Origin of the sequence: Brachybacterium sp. AG952 (genome assembly GCF_004362645.1) — a bacterium.
Taxonomy (GTDB): Bacteria; Actinomycetota; Actinomycetes; order Actinomycetales; family Dermabacteraceae; genus Brachybacterium; species Brachybacterium conglomeratum.
Genome location: NZ_SNXV01000002.1, coordinates 249,437 through 266,043, shown reverse-complemented (window position 1 = coordinate 266,043; position 16,607 = coordinate 249,437). Strand labels below are relative to the sequence as shown.

Genomic DNA, 16,607 nt, shown 5'->3' with positions numbered 1-16,607 from the left:
GCGGACCGACGAGAGCGCCGTGCTGATCAGCTGTTCGCGCCCTGGGGCTTGAGAGTGACCTCGGTCAGCTCGAGGGTCTTCGAGATGCTCTCCGGCTCCCCGTCGGTGTGTTCGCGCATGTAGTTCGTGATCTCGTCCTGCACCGGCACGGCCTTCACGTCGACGGTCGCCGCGATCGTGATCTCCTCCGCATCGGCAGGGACGTCGAGCGCAAGGCTCGCGACCGTCCCGAGGTTCTCGAAGTCGCCGTCGGCGCGCGGGGCGAGGTCAATGCTCTTGGGGTCCACCGCGACCTCCTCGCCATCGGCCGTCACCGAGAGCGAGGCCAGCGAATACGTCTTGTCGTGGTAGGGGACGGTGTCGCCGTCGTTCGCGAACTGGATGTCGGACTCGAAGGAGAGGTCCATGAACATGCGGTCCTTGCCGTCGGCCGCCCACCCCTCGCTCTCGCTCCAGGAGGTGGTGCCGCCGTCGAGGCGGAACCTGTACGAGGCCGACTCGCCCTTGCTCTCGTCGCCGATCAGCTCGCGCTCAGGTGCGTTGACCGGCTCGAACTGTCGGGCGGAGAACGGCCTGCCGCCGACGAGCTCGCCGGTCGCGAGCTCGTACTCCTGGGTGTTGCCGTCGTAGTCCACGGCGATCACGGCGTCGGAGCCGTCTCCCTCGACCGCGATCGCGCTGGTCTCCTCCGGCACGTCGATCTCCTCGCCGCCGACTGTCAGCACCGCCTTGCTGGTGGGCGAGGTGGGCACGCCCTGGTGACCCTGGCGGGAGACGCCCACCGTGATCAGGGAACCGCCCTCGGGTGCGCCGACGGGGTCGGTGGCCGGCCCGACCTGGGGCACCACCCCGAGGGTCGTGATCGAGTACGTCGCATCGACCGTGACCAGCTCGTACGGCTCCTCAGCGGCTTCGATCTCCTCGATCTCGAGCGGGATCGCCTGCCCCATCTCCGCGGGCGGAGCCGACGGCGGCTCGACCTGCTGCTCCAGATCCGCCTCGGTGCCCTCGGCATCGACCGGGACCGAGTTCGGGTTCGCGGTGCCGAGGTCCCAGGCAGGCTCCTCGTCGAGCACCAGTCGCACGGAGTCGTCCTTGGTCTGCATCGCCGAGAGCGGTGCGACCACCCACTGGGTGGCCTCCGCCCCCATGAAGGCCATCGGGCCGCAGAGGAGCTCCTCGCCCACCAGCTCGTCGTCGGCGACCTGGAGATAGCAGCCCGCATCCTCGGGGATCGCCACCTCGACGCCCTCGGAGGTCATCGCGGAGCGCCAGGTCTCGGTCATCGTCGCGAGCGACTCCTCGACCTCGTGCAGCGGCTTGCCCTGGAACCGCCAGTCGGAGGTCGGTCCGGAGCATCCCGAGACCACGAGCACTGCGGCCAGCGCCCCGATCACAGCGGTCCGACCACGGGCGGTGCGCGCGCGTGCGCTCATACGGCATTCCCCCTCGGCGCGCTCGCCACGGGCCCCTCCCGCCCGGCGCGCTCGCTGTGAAGACAGTAGCCCAGAACACATCGGCCGGTGATGGCTGTCCACAACCGCGGCAAGACGGGTACAGCCAGGGGACGGCGCATGAGGGCCGAGCGGGGGCGGACCGGGTGCGCTCTGCGGGACCGTACGCTGGTCATCGTGAGCACGACCCCGCCCGCGGACCCCGCCGCGACCGTCCCCGCCCCGCGGCGCACCCGCACCGGCGAGGTGCTCGTCGGCCCCTCGGTCCGCGGCCGCTACCTGCCCGGCGCGCTGATCGGGCTGCCGCTGGTCTCCCTGCTGCTGAGCCCCTTCGCCGGCGCGGGATTCCAGCAGTGGCGGATCTCCCGGCTCCGGGACGGGCACGACGGGCTGCTCGAGCAGCTGCTCACCCCGGCCTGGACCCAGCTGCTGCTGGGCGCCCTCGCCCTCTGGGCCCTGTTCGCGCTGTGGGCGCTGGTGCCGCTGCTGCTGACCCGCACCGTCGTGCTCCTGGACGAGCAGGCGCGCACTCTGCGCCTGCGCAAGGGGCTGCGCACCCGTGACCGGGCCGCGCTCGGCGAGGTCGAGTACGCGGTGGGGGAGGCGGTGCGCGGCAGCCTCGGGCTGATCGGCGTGCGCGCGCCGGAGCAGCAGGAGGTGCGGCAGTGGGTCGTGCCGGAGATCGGCTGGGACGCCGCCTCCTTCGACGGGCTGCGCGTCCTGCAGGCCGCGGCGGGATTCCGTCCGGCGCCGCCGCGCGAGGTGCTCGTGCGCGAGGAGCGGCGCGGCCGCGTCGAGGCGGCGCATCGTGAGCTCGCCGCCCGCCTCGGCATGCCCTGGCGGGAGGAGTACGCGCACGACGAGGACGCCTTCCAGGCCGAGTTCGACCGGGTGCGCCGGGTGCTCGGCGGGCGGGAGGGGCCCCGGGACGGCGATCCGCGCCCCTGAGACGGCCGCACCCCGGCGGCCTCCTTGCGGAGGCGGCCGGGGCGCGTATGCGACGGCGGGCTGTGGAGCCGTGCGTCGCGGGAGCCGGGGGCTCAGAACATCGCACGCAGCACCAGCACGACCGCCGCGCCGATGCCCGCGGCGGCGGGCAGGGTGATGATCCAGGCGAGGAAGATCGGCCGCATGAGCCGCCAGTTCGCGGCGTGGTTGACGATGCCGACGCCGAGCACCGCGCCGATCAGGATGTGCGTGGAGGAGACGGGCAGGCCCAGCACCGAGGCGAGGAGCACGATCGTCGCCGCCGCCAGCTCCGCGGCGAAGCCGGAGGAGGGGTGCATCGCGGTCAGGCCGGTGCCGACGGTGTGGATCACCTTGCGGCCCACGAACCACAGCCCCGAGACCAGCGCGATGCCGAAGGCGATCAGGGCGGCGGTGGGCACCGCGGCCTCTGCGCCGATCTGCCCGGTCTTCAGCACGTCGAGGACCGCCACGAAGGGGCCGATCGCGTTGGCGATGTCGTTGGCGCCATGGGAGAAGGCGAAGGCGCAGGCGGTGAACACCTGCATCCAGCTGAACATGATGAAGGTGGCGCGCGAGATCGACTGCTTCTTCAGGGCGCGCGCGAAGATCGTCGTCGCCATCCACACCCCGAGCGCGAGCATGACCAGCATCAGCACGCCGCCGCCGACGGAGATGTTCAGCCCCACGTTGTCCAGGCCCTTGAACACCAGCATCGCGGCCAGCAGCATCGCGGCGCCGGCGGCCAGCGGCGGGACCCGCTTCTCCAGGGCGTGGTAGGCGGCCTTGCGCTCCACCTTGCGGGCCGCCTTGCGCTCCTTCTTGGTGAGGTTCGCGGAGGCCTCGATGAGCTCGGCGCCGGGGCCGCCCGGGGTGAGGTCCAGCGCCGCGGACTCGGCGAAGGCGGACTGCTGCAGCTCGGTCATGCGCTCGGAGGCGGGCACGTGACGCTGCCACGACTCGTCCGCGTCGTCTTCCTCATCGTCGTCATCGTCGTCCTCCGCGTCGTCGTAGCCGCGGGACCCGAGCGCGATCGCGCGAGCGGCGGGGGCGAGGATCCGGCGCTTGATCGCCCCGAACAGGAGGAAGGAGGCGATGCCGCCCAGCAGCGGGGAGAGGATCCAGGACACGGCGATCTTCCCGATCTCGCCCCACTGCACCATGGCGAAGCCGCCGGTGCCCGTGACCAGGCCCGTGGTCACCGCCGCGCCGACGATGCCGCCGATGATCGCGTGCGTGGTGGAGACCGGCCAGCCCATCCTGGTCGCCAGCAGCAGCCACACCGCGGCGCCCAGCAGGGCCGACATCATGATCAGCGCGAAGGCGAGCGGGTCGATCGCCATCCCGCCGAGGTCCACGATGCCGCTGCGCACGGTCTCGGTGACGGAGCCGCCGGCGAGCACGGCGCCGGAGACCTCGAAGACCGCCGCGACGACGAGGGCCTGCTTCATGGTCAGGGTGCCGGCGCCGACGCTCGTGCCGAAGGAGTTCGCGACGTCGTTGCCGCCGATGTTGAACGCCATGAACAGCCCGAACGCGATCGCGAGGATCAGCAGGAAGGCGTTGACGTCGGTGCCGGTGTGGGTGAAGGCCCAGATCGTGAACGCGACCACGGTCGCGAGGGTCATCAGCCCGGCACCGACGTGCCAGTTGCGGTCGGGACCGAGGAAGCCCTGGGTCACTGGGGCGTCGGTCGAGTCCTGGGCGGAGGTGCGTGCCATCGTCGCGTTCCCGGGGTGAGGAGGGGCGGGGGGAGGGGCGCGGGAGCCGGACGGCCCTCGCGCGCCGCGGCCACTCTAGGCCCAGAAGTGTCCTCGTGGTGACATCGGGGTGAACTCCCGGGGTGGGGCCGGGTCGCGGACGTGGCCGTTCCCACGTCGGACGGCCTGCCCGCCCCGGTTCTCCGGGACGTAGCATTTCTGCATGACGAGCGCGGATCCCTTCGGTTTCATCGGCCTGACCTACGACGACGTCCTGCTGCTTCCCGGGGAGACCGACGTGATCCCCTCCGAAGCGGACACCTCCTCCCGGCTCACCAGGGAGATCACCCTCAAGCTCCCCCTTGCCAGCGCCGCGATGGACACCGTGACCGAGTCGCGGATGGCGATCGCGATGGCCCGCCACGGCGGCATCGGCATCCTCCACCGCAACCTCTCCATCGAGGACCAGGCCCACCAGGTCGACCTCGTCAAGCGCACCCAGACCGGCCGCATCACGAACCCCGTCACGATCGGCCCCGAGGCGACCCTTGAGGACTTCGACGCCCTGTGCGGCCAGTTCCGGGTCTCCGGCCTCCCCGTCGTCGACCAGGGCCAGCGCCTGCTGGGCATCTGCACCAACCGCGACCTGCGCTTCATCCCCGTCGCCGAGTGGTCCACCACCCGCGTCGCCGACGTGATGACCACCGAGCTGTTCACCGCCCCGGAGGACGTCACCCCCGAGCAGGCCACCGCCCTGCTGCGCAGAAACAAGCGCGAGCGCCTCCCGCTGATCGACGCCGAGGGCCGCCTGACCGGGCTGATCACCGTGAAGGACTTCGTGAAGTCCGAGCAGTTCCCCGACGCCTCCAAGGACAGCCAGGGCCGCCTCCTCGTGGGCGCGGGCGTCGGCTTCTTCGGCGATTCCCTCGAGCGCGCCGGCCAGCTGCGCGACGCCGGCGCCGACGTGCTCGTCGTCGACACCGCCAACGGCCACGCCCGCCTGGCGCTGGAGATGATCCGCACCCTGAAGAACGACCCCTGCTTCGCCGACGTCCAGATCATCGGCGGCAACGTCGCCACCCGCGAGGGCGCACAGGCGCTCGTCGACGCAGGTGCCGACGCTGTCAAGGTCGGCGTGGGCCCCGGCTCCATCTGCACCACCCGCGTGGTCGCCGGCGTCGGCGTCCCGCAGGTCACCGCGATCCACGAGGCCGCCAAGGCCTGCGGCCCCGCGGGCGTGCCGCTGATCGGCGACGGCGGCCTGCAGTACTCCGGCGACATCGCCAAGGCGCTCGTCGCCGGCGCCGACACCGTCATGGTCGGCTCCCTGCTGGCCGGCACCGAGGAGTCCCCGGGCGAGGTCGTGCTCGTCGGCGGCAAGCAGTACAAGGCCTACCGCGGCATGGGCTCGCTCGGCGCGATGTCCTCGCGCGGCAAGAAGTCCTTCTCCAAGGACCGCTACTTCCAGGCCGACGTCCCCAGCGACGACAAGATCGTCCCCGAGGGCATCGAGGGCCGCGTCTCCTACAAGGGGCAGCTCGGCTCCGTCGTCCACCAGCTCATCGGCGGGCTGCACCAGTCGATGTTCTACGTCGGCGCGAACACCGTTCCGGAGCTGAAGGAGCGCGGGAAGTTCGTGCGCATCACCGCGGCGGGGCTCAAGGAGTCCCACCCCCACGACATGGCCGCGATCATGGAGGCCCCGAACTACTCCTCGCGCTGAGCGAGGCCGCCGGGCTCGTCGCGCCGACGTCATCGGGCACCCGGCGGTGCTGCGCTCCGTCGGCCGACGGCCCGGTCACTCCTGCGTGATGGTGGTGTCCCCCTGCGTGCTGGTGGCGTCGGCCGTCGGGTCCGTGCCGTGCTCGTAGCCGATCAGCCACAGCACCCCGTAGCGGTCGCGGACCTGGCCGTCGGAAGCGCCCCAGTCGCGCCGCTGCAGCGGGTCGACCACGTCGCCTCCCTCGGCGAGCGCCGCGAACCAGGTGCGCAGCGTGGTGGGCTCGGCCGCGCCGAGCAGCGCGACCATGAGCCCGCGGGCGGAGAACGGCTCGTCGTGCTCGCCCGCGTCGGAGACGTACAGGTCCACCGCACCGCTCAGCGTGCCGTGGGCGACCGCGGAGCCGGGGCCGTCGGTCCGACCGAACTCGGCATAGGTCGCGGTCGAGGTCTCCCCGCCGAAGACCCCCTGGTAGAACTCGAGCGCCTCGGCGGCGGTGCCGGGCAGGTGCAGGTACAGGGCGGGAGCGGTCATCGGGTCTCCTCGAGGTCGGGAAGCGGGGCGTGCCCCGTGATCATTCCTCCCCACGGCCCTCACGTCCACAGCGCTCGCCGTGCGGGACGGACCACGGGCGCCGGGCTCTAGTCTTGAGGGCATGAGCACCCCCTCCTGGATCGACGCCCCGCTGCTGGGCTTCGACACCGAGACCACCGGCACGAACGTCGAGCGGGACCGGATCGTCACGGTCGCGCTCGTGCACTCCGTCGGCCCCGGCCGCGAGAACGAGACCGTCGCGACCTGGCTGATCGACCCGGGGGTGGAGATCCCCGAGCCCGCCCAGCGCGTGCACGGGATCAGCACCGAGCACGCCCGCGAGCACGGCATGCAGCCCGCCGAGGCGCTCGACGAGGTCGCGGGCATGATCGTCGAGGCGCTCGGGAAGGACGTGCCGCTGGTCGCCTTCAACATCGGCTTCGACCTGGCGATCCTCGAGAACGAGCTGACCCGCCTGGGCCTGCCCACGCTCGTCCAGCGGCTCGGCCACGACATCGCGCCCGTGATCGACGGGCTCGTCATCGACCGCGGCGTGGACCGCTACCGCAAGGGCAAGCGCACCCTCACCGACGTCCTCGCCCACTACGGCCTCGAGCAGGACGGCCGCCTCCACACCGCCGACGTCGACGTCTCCGCCACCCTGGACGTGGTCCGCGCGATCGCCGCGAAGTACCCGCAGGTCGCCTCCTCCCCCCTCGCGGAGCTCCACCGCGAGCAGGTGGGCTGGCATGGGCGCTGGGCCGAGGGCATGAACGAGTGGCTCACGAAGAAGGGCAGGACCCCGGACGTGAACACCGCCTGGCCGCTGTGACGATCCGGGGGCGGCGTCCCACCCCGACGGCCGGCCCGCCGCGGTCCCCGGGATCGGTAGACTCCCCGGTGTGATGAGCGAGATCGAGATCGGCCGCAACAAGCGGGGACGCCGCAGCTACAGCTTCGACGACGTGGCGGTGGTCCCCTCCCGACGCACCCGGGACCCGGAGGACGTCTCCACCGCCTGGCAGGTGGACGCCTACCACTTCGACATCCCGATCTTCGCCGCCCCGATGGACTCCCTGATGTCCCCCGAGACCGCGATCGCGCTCGGCGAGCACGGCGGACTCGGCGTGCTGGATCTCGAGGGGCTGTGGACCCGCTACGAGGACCCCTCCGCGCAGTTCGATCGGATCGCCGCCGCCTCCGAGGAGGGCGTGGTCGAGGTGATGCGCAGAGTCTACGAGGAGCCGATCAAGCCCGAGCTGATCCGCGACCGCATCCAGCAGCTGCGCGACGCGGGCGTGACCGCGGCCGGCTCCCTCTCCCCGCAGCGCACCCAGGAGCACTGGAAGACGGTCGTCGACGCGGGCGTGGACCTCTTCTTCATCCGCGGCACCACCGTCTCCGCCGAGCACGTCTCCACCGGCCGTGAGCCGCTGAACCTCAAGCGGTTCATCTACGAGCTCGACGTCCCCGTCATCGTCGGCGGCTGCGCGACCTACACCGCGGCCCTGCACCTGATGCGCACCGGCGCCGCGGGCGTGCTCGTCGGCTTCGGCGGCGGCGCCTCGCAGACCACCCGCGAGACCCTCGGCATCCAGGTCCCGCTCGCCAGCGCCGTCGCCGACGTCGCCGCCGCCCGACGCGACTACATGGACGAGTCCGGCGGCCGCTACGTGCACGTCATCGCCGATGGCGGCCTGGGCCGCAGCGGCGACCTGGTCAAGGCGATCGCCTGCGGCGCCGACGGCCTGATGGTCGGTGCGGCCCTGGCCCGCGCCGAGGAGGCGCCCGGTCGCGGCCACCATTGGGGCAGCGAGGCGCACCACCCCACGCTCACCCGCGGCCACCGCGTCCCCGTGGGGACCGTCGCCCCGCTCGAGCAGATCCTCTTCGGCCCGTCGATCTCCGCCGACGGCACCACCAACCTCGTCGGCGCGCTGCGCCACGCGATGGCGACCACCGGCTATCTCGACCTCAAGGAGTTCCAGCGGGTCGAGGTCGTCACCACCGTCTGAGACGACGACGGGGATGACAGCTCCCGCGGCGAGGAGGGGTCGCCGGCCGCTCATCGTGCTCTGCCTCGGGCTCCTCGGCGTCGCCGTCGTGATGCTGCTGCTGTACGGGCCGTTCCACGGTGCGGACTACGAGGCACCGGGCTGGTACCTGCACCGGTTCCTCGCCTCCCTGATGAGCAGCGGCGCGCAGGCCTCCGGCCTCGACATGCTCCATCGGCTCGCCTCCTGGGCGAGGTACGACTTCGTGCCGCTGCTGATCGTGGTGCTCGTGCTGATCATGGCCGTGCTGCCCGCCGCCGTCGCGCTCGGCCGACGGCCCCGGCACGACGATGCCGCCGGTGCCGGGCGTCTGCAGGACGATTCGCGCGCGGACGACACCCGGGCGACGCGCCCCGGCACGACGGACTCCCGGACGGGCCGCGCGCGTGACGGCGGTGCCCGGGGCCGGAGGCCGCGCACCGGGATGCGAGACCGTGACCGGCTCGGCTCCCTCGTCTTCTCCGACGACGGCAGCATCGGCGCGGCCGGTGCTGCGCCGGGGGAGGGCTCGAGCTCGGGATCGCCGAGCTGCGAGGCCTCGCGGACGAGGCCGGACTGCCCTGGCACACCCGCTACGAGACCGAGGGCGGGGCGCGGGGCTTCCTCGAGATCCTGCGCGCACGCCGGGACGGGCCGACGAAGGTCCGCCGGGCGGCGGGGACCGCGGCGGCGGCCGCGACGGCGACGGCAGCGACGGTGACCGAGGTGGGGGAGTCCGCGCCCGTCGAGCGCTCCGACGCGGTGCCTTCCGATCCCGAGGCGTCCGCCCCTGTCGGCGGGGAGGCGACGGTCTCCTCGGATCCGGCAGCATCCGATCACGCGCTGCGGAGCCCCGGCGACATCGGCTCGGTCTACACCCCCACCACCCTGTACAGCTCCGGACAGGGTGGTGAGGACGCGTCGGACGACCTCTCCGATGATGACGGCGACCGGGAGGAGGGGCGATGAGCGACGAGGAGATGACCGAGGAGGACAAGCGCCTCGAGGCGAAGCTGCGGCGCTCCTACTACCTGTTCGCGGCCGCGTTCTTCCTCGCGCTGTGGATCCTCACCTCCCAGGACCACTGGGCGCTGCGGCCGGGCCTGCTGGGGTTCTCGATCCGCTGGGTGGTCGACCTCGGCTCCGGTCTGATCCCGCTCACCCTCGCCCTGGGGCTCGTGGTCCAGGTGCCCCTGCTCCTGCTGCGTCGGCCCCGCCGCGCGGACGCGACGGAGGCGACGCGGAGCAGGAAGGGGCGTGCTCGCTCCCGCGCCCGTGACGGCGAGGGAGCGGGGCGGTCCGAGGGCTCCGAGCGCATCGCCTCCGCGAGGGATCTCCCGGGTGCGGTGCACGACGGGGAGGCCGACAGGGAGCGGGAGCGTCTGCGGATCCCCGGCGGGACATTCCGCGAGCTCGGCGCGCAGCACCGCTGGGAGATGGCGGAGGCGCTCCACATCACCTGGCGCGACGAGTTCGTCCACGACCATCAGGGCTGGGCCGTCGCCTGCCTCGAGGCCGCGCAGCGACGCGCCACGGACCCCCTCGGCTGAGCGGCGAGGAGGCACACCTGCGACGGCCTGCCGCGCCGTTGCGCGACGCGAGCTCCTCGCGTCGGGATCCCTGCGAGATCTCGAGCTGCAGGCTCCTCGGCGCAGGAGCTCAGGCGGAGCGCACCAGCGCGATGATCCCCCAGATCGTCATCACCAGCGCGATGAGGCCGAGCACCACGGGCAGGAGCACGCCGATCCCGAGGCTCACCAGGATGCCTCCCATCCCCGCGTCCCAGAGGGCGATGGCCTCGGCGCCCGTGCAGGTCACGCTCACCTCCTGATCGCCGTAGACCTGCACGTCGTAGAGGTCGTAATAGGGCTCGCCGTCCACGCTCCCCACTGAGACGTCCTGGGCCTCCGACGGCGAGACGGAGATGTCCGCGCCCTCGATCTCGCAGCTCGTCGTGCCGTGGTCGTCCGCAGGCGCGGCGATCGTGTACATCGACCAGGAGGAGGCCTGGAAGGTGTCCCCGGAGGGGTCCAGCGGCGTCATCTCGGTGTTCCCGGCGATGACCATCGCACTGCCGATGAGCGCTGCGACGATCGGCATCACGACGAGCCCGACGGCGTTGGCGACGAGCCCGAGCGCGCCGAAGACAGTGCGCTTCACCCCACGACGGCGACGGCGCGGGGCCGGGTCGTAGCTGTGGGCAGGGCCGTAGGCAGGCGGATAGGTCATCGGTTCCCCCTCAGGACGCATGGATGCGAAGCACAGGATATTCAGCGAAGCGGCTGACCGGCGCCCTCCGACCGGGGCGGCTCGTCGCGCTCGACGAGAGCGCCATCGTGCGAGTGAGCCCTGTCGCGCGGCGGCGGCGCCTGGCACACTGGGCCTGCTCCGCAGCGATGCGGACCGACGGTGGTGGACGGACGAGGGGGAGCGACGATGGAGGGATTCTTCGTCCTGATGCTGGTGGTCGTCGGGGTCTTCGCCGCGGCCATCAAGCACCTGAACGCGAAGGACGAGGAGCCCGGCGACGACTCCTGGATCGGGACCGCTCGCCGGGAGCCCCGCTCGTCCGTCACACGGACCCGGACCGTGCGCCGCGTACAGCGGACTCGCACGGACTCGCCGGACACCGGTGCTGCGGCGAAGGACGGGCCGGCCGGGCGATCCCGACCGCCGCGCCCGGAGGAACCGGCCCGCGCCGTGGGCCTCGCCGCGACGGCCTCGGCGCTCGCCGCGGCCGCCGCGACACGGAGCGCGACCGGGGCGGACGGTCCCGATGCCGCCCGGACCGTGACTCCCGATGCCGTCCCGCCCGACGCCGCACGGACGGACCCGGCGCCGACGAGCGCCGCCGCCTCGGGTGCCGCTGGGACCGATGCTGCGCCGACCGGTGCTGCTCCGACCACTGCTGCGCCGAGGAATTCTGAGGCATCAGGCGCTGCGTCGACGGAGGCCGCGCCGTCGGACGAGCGTGCCGTCGGCTCGCTGTACACCCCGACCTCGTCGTCCTACAGCGTCTACACGCCGACCTCCGTCTACGAGAGCGGGACCAGCGTGCTGGACGAGGACGAGGCCCCGGACGCCGACGCGAGCTCCTGAGCGCGTGCGAGCGCGAGGCGGTGCTCCGCCGGGTCGACCTCGCCGCCCGCTCGACCTGCTCAGCGCTTCGAGCGCGCGACCTCCAGCGCCTGCTGCGCGATCGCGAGCTCCTCGTCGGTCGGGACGATCAGCACCGTCACCGGCGAGTCATCGGCCGAGATGACCCGGACGCCCTTGGCACGCTCGGCGTTGCGGGCGGGGTCCAGGCGGATCCCGAAGCCCTCGAGCCCGGAGAGCACCCGCTCGCGCACCTCCGGCACGTTCTCGCCGATCCCGGCGGTGAACGCGATCGCGTCGAGGCCGCCGAGCACGAAGGCGTAGGAGCCGACGTACTTGCGCAGCCGGTGCACGTACACCTGCATCGCCAGCTCCGCGCCCCGGTCCCCGTCGCGGATCGCGGCGGTGATGTCTCTGAAGTCGCTCATCCCGCACAGCCCCTGCATGCCGGAGCGCTTGTTCAGCAGGGTGTCGATCTCGTCGATGCCCATCCCTGCGCTGCGGGAGAGATGGGCATACACGGCCGGGTCGATGTCCCCGGTGCGGGTGCCCATCACGAGGCCTTCGAGCGGGGTGAGCCCCATGGAGGTGTCCATCGGCTCGCCGCCGCGCACCGCCGAGGCGGAGGCGCCGTTGCCGAGGTGGAGCACGATCTGGCGCAGCGCGGAGGTGTCCTTCCCCTGCGCGGCGAAGTACGCGGTGACCTGCTCGGAGACGTAGCGGTGGCTGGTGCCGTGGGCACCGTAGCGGCGGATCCGGTACTCGTCGGCGACCTGCTTGTTCAGCGCATAGGTGCGCGCCGCCTCCGGCAGGGAGGTGAAGAAGGCGGTGTCGAACACGGCCACATGCGGGATCGCGGGGAACAGCTTGCGGGCCGCGTCGATCCCGTCGACCGCCGCGGGGTTGTGCAGCGGCGCGAGCGCGCCGAGGTCCGCGATCTGGTCCCGCACCCAGGAGTCGATGAGCTTCGGGGCCGAGAAGCGCGCCCCGCCCTGCACCACGCGGTGGCCGACCGCGACCACGTTCGCCTCCTCGAGGGAGAGCCCCGCCTGCTCGAACAGCCGCATGACCACCTCCATGGCCACGACGTGGTTCGGCACCTCTCCCGAGAACGGCTGGGTGACCGAGCCCGTCTCCAGCCGCGCGACGCCGTCGTCCAGGCCGATCCGCTCGACGATCCCGGAGGCGAACACCTCCTCCGCGATCGGGTCCAGCAGCTGGAACTTCAGCGAGGAGGAGCCCGAGTTCAGCACGAGCACCGTCGCGGCGTCCGGGATCGTCCGGGGATGCTCGGCGCTGTCGGAGGAGGCGTGGGCGGAGGTGGTCATGCCTTCTCCTTCGTCGGCTCCGTCGAGGCGTTCTCCGCGTCGGCCGCCTGGGCCTGGATCGCGGTGATCACGACGGTGTTGATGATGTCGTCCACGAGCGCTCCGCGGGAGAGGTCGTTGACCGGCTTGTTCAGGCCCTGCAGGACGGGGCCGATCGCGATCGCGCCGGCCGAGCGCTGCACGGCCTTGTAGGTGTTGTTGCCGGTGTTGAGGTCGGGGAAGACGAACACCGTCGCTCGGCCCGCGACCGAGGAGTCCGGCAGCTTGGTCTTGGCGACCGAGGCGTCCACCGCGGCGTCGTACTGGATCGGACCCTCCACGTCGAGCGACGCGTCGGCGGAGCGCACCAGCTCGGTCGCCTCGCGCACCTTGTCCACGTCGGCGCCGCTGCCCGAGGTGCCGGTGGAGTAGGAGAGCATCGCGATCCGCGGGTCCACGCCGAACTGCGCGGCGGTGGTCGCGGACTGCACCGCGATGTCCGCGAGCTGCTCGGCGGTGGGGTCGGGGTTCACGGCGCAGTCGCCGTAGACCAGCACCCGGTCCTCGAGCGCCATCAGGAACACCGAGGAGACGATCTTCGCGCCGGGCCTGGTCTTGATGATCTCGAAGGACGGGCGGATCGTGTGGGCGGTGGAGTGGACCGCGCCGGAGACCATCCCGTCGGCCTCGCCCATCTGCACCATCATCGTGCCGAAGTAGGAGACGTCCTGGACCGTCGAGCGGGCCTGCTCGAGGGTCACGCCCTTCTTGGCGCGCAGCCGCGCGTACTCCTCTGCGTAGCGCTCGACGTGCTCCGGGTCGTGCGGGGAGACCACGCGCGCCTCGGAGATGTCGTGGCCGAGCTGGGAGGCCTTGGCGCGGATCGTGTTCTCCTCGCCGAGCAGCACCAGGTCCGCGACGCCGCGGGCGAGGATCGACTCCGCCGCGGCGAGGATCCGCTCGTCCTCGCCCTCGGGCAGGACGATCGTCTTCTTCTCCCCGCGGGCGCGGGCCAGCAGCTCGAACTCGAACATCATCGGGGTGACCACCTCGCTGCGGGTCACCTCCAGGGCGGAGAGCAGCTCCTCGGTGGGCAGGTGCTCGGCGACCGCGCGGCGCGCCGCGTCGAGCTTCTGCGCGCTCGCGGCGCTGAGCCGGCCGCGGGAGCGGGCGATCCGCACCGCTGTGTCGAAGGTGGACAGCTCCGAGGTGATGATCGGCAGGTCCTGCTGCACGCCGGAGATGAGGCGGTCGACCTCCTCGGGCACCTCGTAGCCGCCCGTGAGCACGATCGAGGAGAGCGCGGGGAAGGTGCCCGACTGCTGCGCCATGACGAGTCCGGGGAGCAGGTCGTAGCGGTCGCCGGGGGCGATCACGGTGCAGTTCTCGGTGAGACGGGTGAGCACGTTGGGCAGGCTCATCGCCGCGATGACCGTGCCCACGGAGACGCGCTCGAGCCACTCGGGATTGCCCATCAGCAGCGAGCCGTCCACCGCGTGCTTCAGCTCCTGCACCGTCGGCGCCAGGATCACCGGGTTCTCCGGGATCGCGGAGACCAGCGCGCCGGGCACCTTCGCCGAGACGGCCTCGCGCACGGCGTCGAGGGACGCGGCCTCGGCGCGGTTGACGATGACGGCCAGCGGCATCGCATGGTGACCGCCGAACTCGCCGACGGCGACCGCCGCGAGCGCCCCGATCTGGTCCGGGCTGCGGTCCAGCCCCGAGAGCACCACCACCACCGGCGCGCCCATGTTGGCGGCGACCTCGGCGTTGAAGGCGAGCTCGGTGGGGTTGGCGAGGTCGTCGTAGTCCGAGCCGAGCACGACCAGCACGCTGTAGCGCTCGGCGAGCTCGCGATGGCGGGCGAGGATCCGCTCGTGCGCGGCATCCGGATCGGACAGCACCAGCTGGTGGTCCACCCCGATCGCGTCCTCGTAGGCCTGGTCGACGGCGGGATGGCGGATGAGCAGGTCCACCGCGTAGTCGCGCGTGGACGTCGAGCGCACGACGGGGCGGAACACCCCGACGCGATCGGATCGGGAGGCGAGGGCTTCGAGCAGACCGAAAGCCACCATCGACTTGCCGGTCATCCCCTCCGGGCTGGCGATATAGACACTCTGCGACACGACCCCAGCATAGGCGCGCGGCCCTCCCGTGGCACGGGGCCGGGAGTCCCGGCCGGGAGCCGTCGGCTCGGGTACGGGGAGCGGCCGCAGGTGGGGCGGCCCGGCCCCGGGCGAGATGGGTTCCCGACGTGATCGAGGTCCCTCTCCAGGTCCCGTCCGGGCACCGGCTCGTACCATGGTGGCCATGCTCCGCGTCGCCCTCCGCCCCCGATTCCTCGGGCTGCTCGCCCTGATGATCGTGGCGACGATCGTGTGCGGTCTCCTCGCCGGATGGCAGTGGGACCGCGCCCACCGCGCGCTGACCGACAAGGCCGACGGCCCTCAGCAGATCGGCGACATCCGCGAGGTGGTCGGCGTAGGCGACGCCGTCACCAACGAGATCGTCGGCGACATCGTCGCGGTCGACGGACGCTTCGCCGCCGGCGAGCAGGTCCTCGTCCCCGGCCGCCGGATCGAGGGGCAGGACGCCGTGATCGTGGTGACCGCCTTCCTCGTCGAGCTCGAGGACGGCACCGAGGCCCGCCTGCCCGTGGCCCGCGGCTGGCTGCCCGCCGAGGACGTGACCGGCGAGGACGGCGCACTCGATCCCGCCCTCGCCCCCGCCGCGCCCGAGGGGGAGGTCAGCCTCTTCGGACGCCTCGAGGCGAGCGAGTCCGCCTCCGGCGGCGTCGTCGACGGGGTGGCGCGGGAGATCGCGACCCCGCTGCTGGTCAACGAGTGGGGCTCGCCCATGTACGCCGGCTATCTCTCACTCGACGAGGCCGAGGCCCCGCTCACGGCGCTGCCCGCGGCGGAGTCCCAGTTCTCCCGCGGCCTGGACTGGCAGAACATCGGCTACTCCTTCCAGTGGGTGGCGTTCGGCGTGTTCTTCCTGTACCTGTGGTGGCGCTCGGTGCGCACCGCCTATCGCGACGAGCTCGACGACCGTCGCGAGGAGGTCGAGAGGCTGCTCGCCGAGGCCTCCGACGACGGGCCGCGCACCGGGCCGTCGGCCGGTCCCGACCAGAACTCCGGTGCGGCCCCCGCCGACCGGGCCGCCGCCGATCAGGCCGACGGCGCAGTACCCGCCGCCGGACTCGCCCCCTCGGGCTTCGCCCCGAGCTCCCGCCCCGCCCTCCAGCAGAACCCCGACAAGGACGTGTGACCGTGCCCGCAGAACGCCCCCTCGACGAAGTCGCCGCCAGGACCTCCTTCGCCCGCTTCCGCGTGGCCTCCATCGTGGAGGGCATCGCGCTGCTGGTGCTCGTGGGCATCATGACCATGCGCTATGTCGTCTTCGGCGGCGACGCCTGGTTCACCTCGACCTCCCCGTTCTGGGAGCAGGTCTCCTCGGTGTGGTCCCCGATCCACGGCCTGATCTACATGGTCTACGTGGTGCTCGGCTTCGACCTGTGGATGAAGATGCGCTGGGGCCTGCCGCGGATGCTGCTGCTGATGTTCTTCGGCGTCGTCCCGGTGCTGTCCTTCTTCGGCGAGCGCTGGACCCATCAGCGCGTCGAGACCGATCTCGCGCAGCGCCCCACGATCCAGGACCAGGAGCGGGTCTGACCGCCGGGTGACCGGGCCCTTCCCGACCGGCCCTCCCGACCGGGGCGGCGGTGCCGGGCCCGTGCCCGAGGAGCGGGCCCGGCGTGAGCAGGCTCGCCCTCGGGGGAGCCGGACCGCGGCGCC

General features: G+C 72.3%; 15 protein-coding genes. 9 read left to right on the top strand and 6 right to left on the bottom strand.

Annotated features, from left to right (window positions below; genetic code table 11):
- Positions 1-26: 26 nt before the first annotated feature.
- Positions 27-1,436: a hypothetical protein gene (locus tag DEU31_RS06670; protein ID WP_133676558.1), complete on the bottom strand. Its 1,410-nt coding sequence runs from the start codon at positions 1,434-1,436 to the stop codon at positions 27-29.
- Positions 1,437-1,631: 195 nt separating this feature from the next.
- Here DEU31_RS06670 and DEU31_RS06665 point away from each other — a divergent pair, with 195 nt between their 5' ends.
- On the top strand, positions 1,632-2,402 hold the full coding sequence (locus tag DEU31_RS06665; protein WP_010551195.1) for a hypothetical protein: 771 nt from the start codon (positions 1,632-1,634) through the stop codon (positions 2,400-2,402).
- A gap of 92 nt (positions 2,403-2,494) precedes the next feature.
- On the opposite strand, the gene DEU31_RS06660 is transcribed toward DEU31_RS06665, so the two are convergent.
- The gene (locus tag DEU31_RS06660) at positions 2,495-4,141 is read right to left on the bottom strand and encodes an inorganic phosphate transporter (RefSeq protein WP_133676557.1); all 1,647 of its coding nucleotides are present in this window, start codon (positions 4,139-4,141) and stop codon (positions 2,495-2,497) included.
- A gap of 202 nt (positions 4,142-4,343) precedes the next feature.
- Between DEU31_RS06660 and guaB the strand changes: the two genes are divergently transcribed.
- Positions 4,344-5,843 carry an IMP dehydrogenase gene (guaB, locus tag DEU31_RS06655; protein WP_133676556.1) on the top strand — a complete coding sequence of 500 codons (1,500 nt, stop codon included), beginning with the start codon at positions 4,344-4,346 and terminating at the stop codon, positions 5,841-5,843.
- 75 nt (positions 5,844-5,918) lie between these two features.
- Here the strand turns inward: guaB and DEU31_RS06650 are convergent, their stop codons facing one another.
- Positions 5,919-6,374, bottom strand: a complete 456-nt coding sequence (locus DEU31_RS06650) for a VOC family protein (protein ID WP_053917913.1) — start codon at positions 6,372-6,374, stop codon at positions 5,919-5,921.
- A gap of 121 nt (positions 6,375-6,495) precedes the next feature.
- Between DEU31_RS06650 and DEU31_RS06645 the strand changes: the two genes are divergently transcribed.
- The 4 genes from DEU31_RS06645 to DEU31_RS06630 all read left to right on the top strand — a co-directional run bounded on the left by DEU31_RS06645 (position 6,496) and on the right by DEU31_RS06630 (position 9,957).
- Positions 6,496-7,206 (top strand): exonuclease domain-containing protein, encoded by a 711-nt coding sequence (locus DEU31_RS06645; protein WP_133676555.1) that lies wholly within the window; start codon positions 6,496-6,498, stop codon positions 7,204-7,206.
- Between the two features lie 73 nt (positions 7,207-7,279).
- On the top strand, positions 7,280-8,389 hold the full coding sequence (locus DEU31_RS06640; protein ID WP_010551200.1) for a GuaB3 family IMP dehydrogenase-related protein: 1,110 nt from the start codon (positions 7,280-7,282) through the stop codon (positions 8,387-8,389).
- 735 nt (positions 8,390-9,124) lie between these two features.
- Positions 9,125-9,376, top strand: coding sequence for a hypothetical protein (locus DEU31_RS06635; RefSeq protein ID WP_133676554.1), 252 nt, complete (start codon positions 9,125-9,127; stop codon positions 9,374-9,376).
- Positions 9,373-9,957 (top strand): hypothetical protein, encoded by a 585-nt coding sequence (locus DEU31_RS06630; protein ID WP_010551202.1) that lies wholly within the window; start codon positions 9,373-9,375, stop codon positions 9,955-9,957. Before DEU31_RS06635 ends, DEU31_RS06630 begins: the two co-directional genes overlap by 4 nt.
- 109 nt (positions 9,958-10,066) lie before the next feature.
- Here the strand turns inward: DEU31_RS06630 and DEU31_RS06625 are convergent, their stop codons facing one another.
- Positions 10,067-10,636, bottom strand: a complete 570-nt coding sequence (locus DEU31_RS06625; protein ID WP_133676553.1) for a hypothetical protein — start codon at positions 10,634-10,636, stop codon at positions 10,067-10,069.
- Positions 10,637-10,843: 207 nt separating this feature from the next.
- Here DEU31_RS06625 and DEU31_RS06620 point away from each other — a divergent pair, with 207 nt between their 5' ends.
- Positions 10,844-11,506, top strand: coding sequence for a hypothetical protein (locus tag DEU31_RS06620; RefSeq protein ID WP_133676552.1), 663 nt, complete (start codon positions 10,844-10,846; stop codon positions 11,504-11,506).
- Positions 11,507-11,565: 59 nt separating this feature from the next.
- Here DEU31_RS06620 and DEU31_RS06615 read toward each other — a convergent pair whose 3' ends face one another.
- Together DEU31_RS06615 and pta are read right to left on the bottom strand one after the other, a co-directional pair.
- Complete coding sequence (locus tag DEU31_RS06615) at positions 11,566-12,831, bottom strand: acetate kinase (RefSeq protein ID WP_010551205.1); 1,266 nt, start codon at positions 12,829-12,831, stop codon at positions 11,566-11,568.
- Positions 12,828-14,936, bottom strand: a complete 2,109-nt coding sequence (gene pta / locus DEU31_RS06610) for a phosphate acetyltransferase (protein ID WP_133676551.1) — start codon at positions 14,934-14,936, stop codon at positions 12,828-12,830. Before pta ends, DEU31_RS06615 begins: the two co-directional genes overlap by 4 nt.
- A gap of 184 nt (positions 14,937-15,120) precedes the next feature.
- On the opposite strand from pta, the gene DEU31_RS06605 reads away from it, so the two are divergent.
- Together DEU31_RS06605 and DEU31_RS06600 are read left to right on the top strand one after the other, a co-directional pair.
- Positions 15,121-16,080, top strand: coding sequence for an SURF1 family protein (locus DEU31_RS06605; RefSeq protein WP_133676550.1), 960 nt, complete (start codon positions 15,121-15,123; stop codon positions 16,078-16,080).
- Positions 16,081-16,082: 2 nt separating this feature from the next.
- Positions 16,083-16,484, top strand: coding sequence for a DUF3817 domain-containing protein (locus tag DEU31_RS06600; RefSeq protein WP_133676549.1), 402 nt, complete (start codon positions 16,083-16,085; stop codon positions 16,482-16,484).
- Positions 16,485-16,607 lie beyond the last annotated feature (123 nt).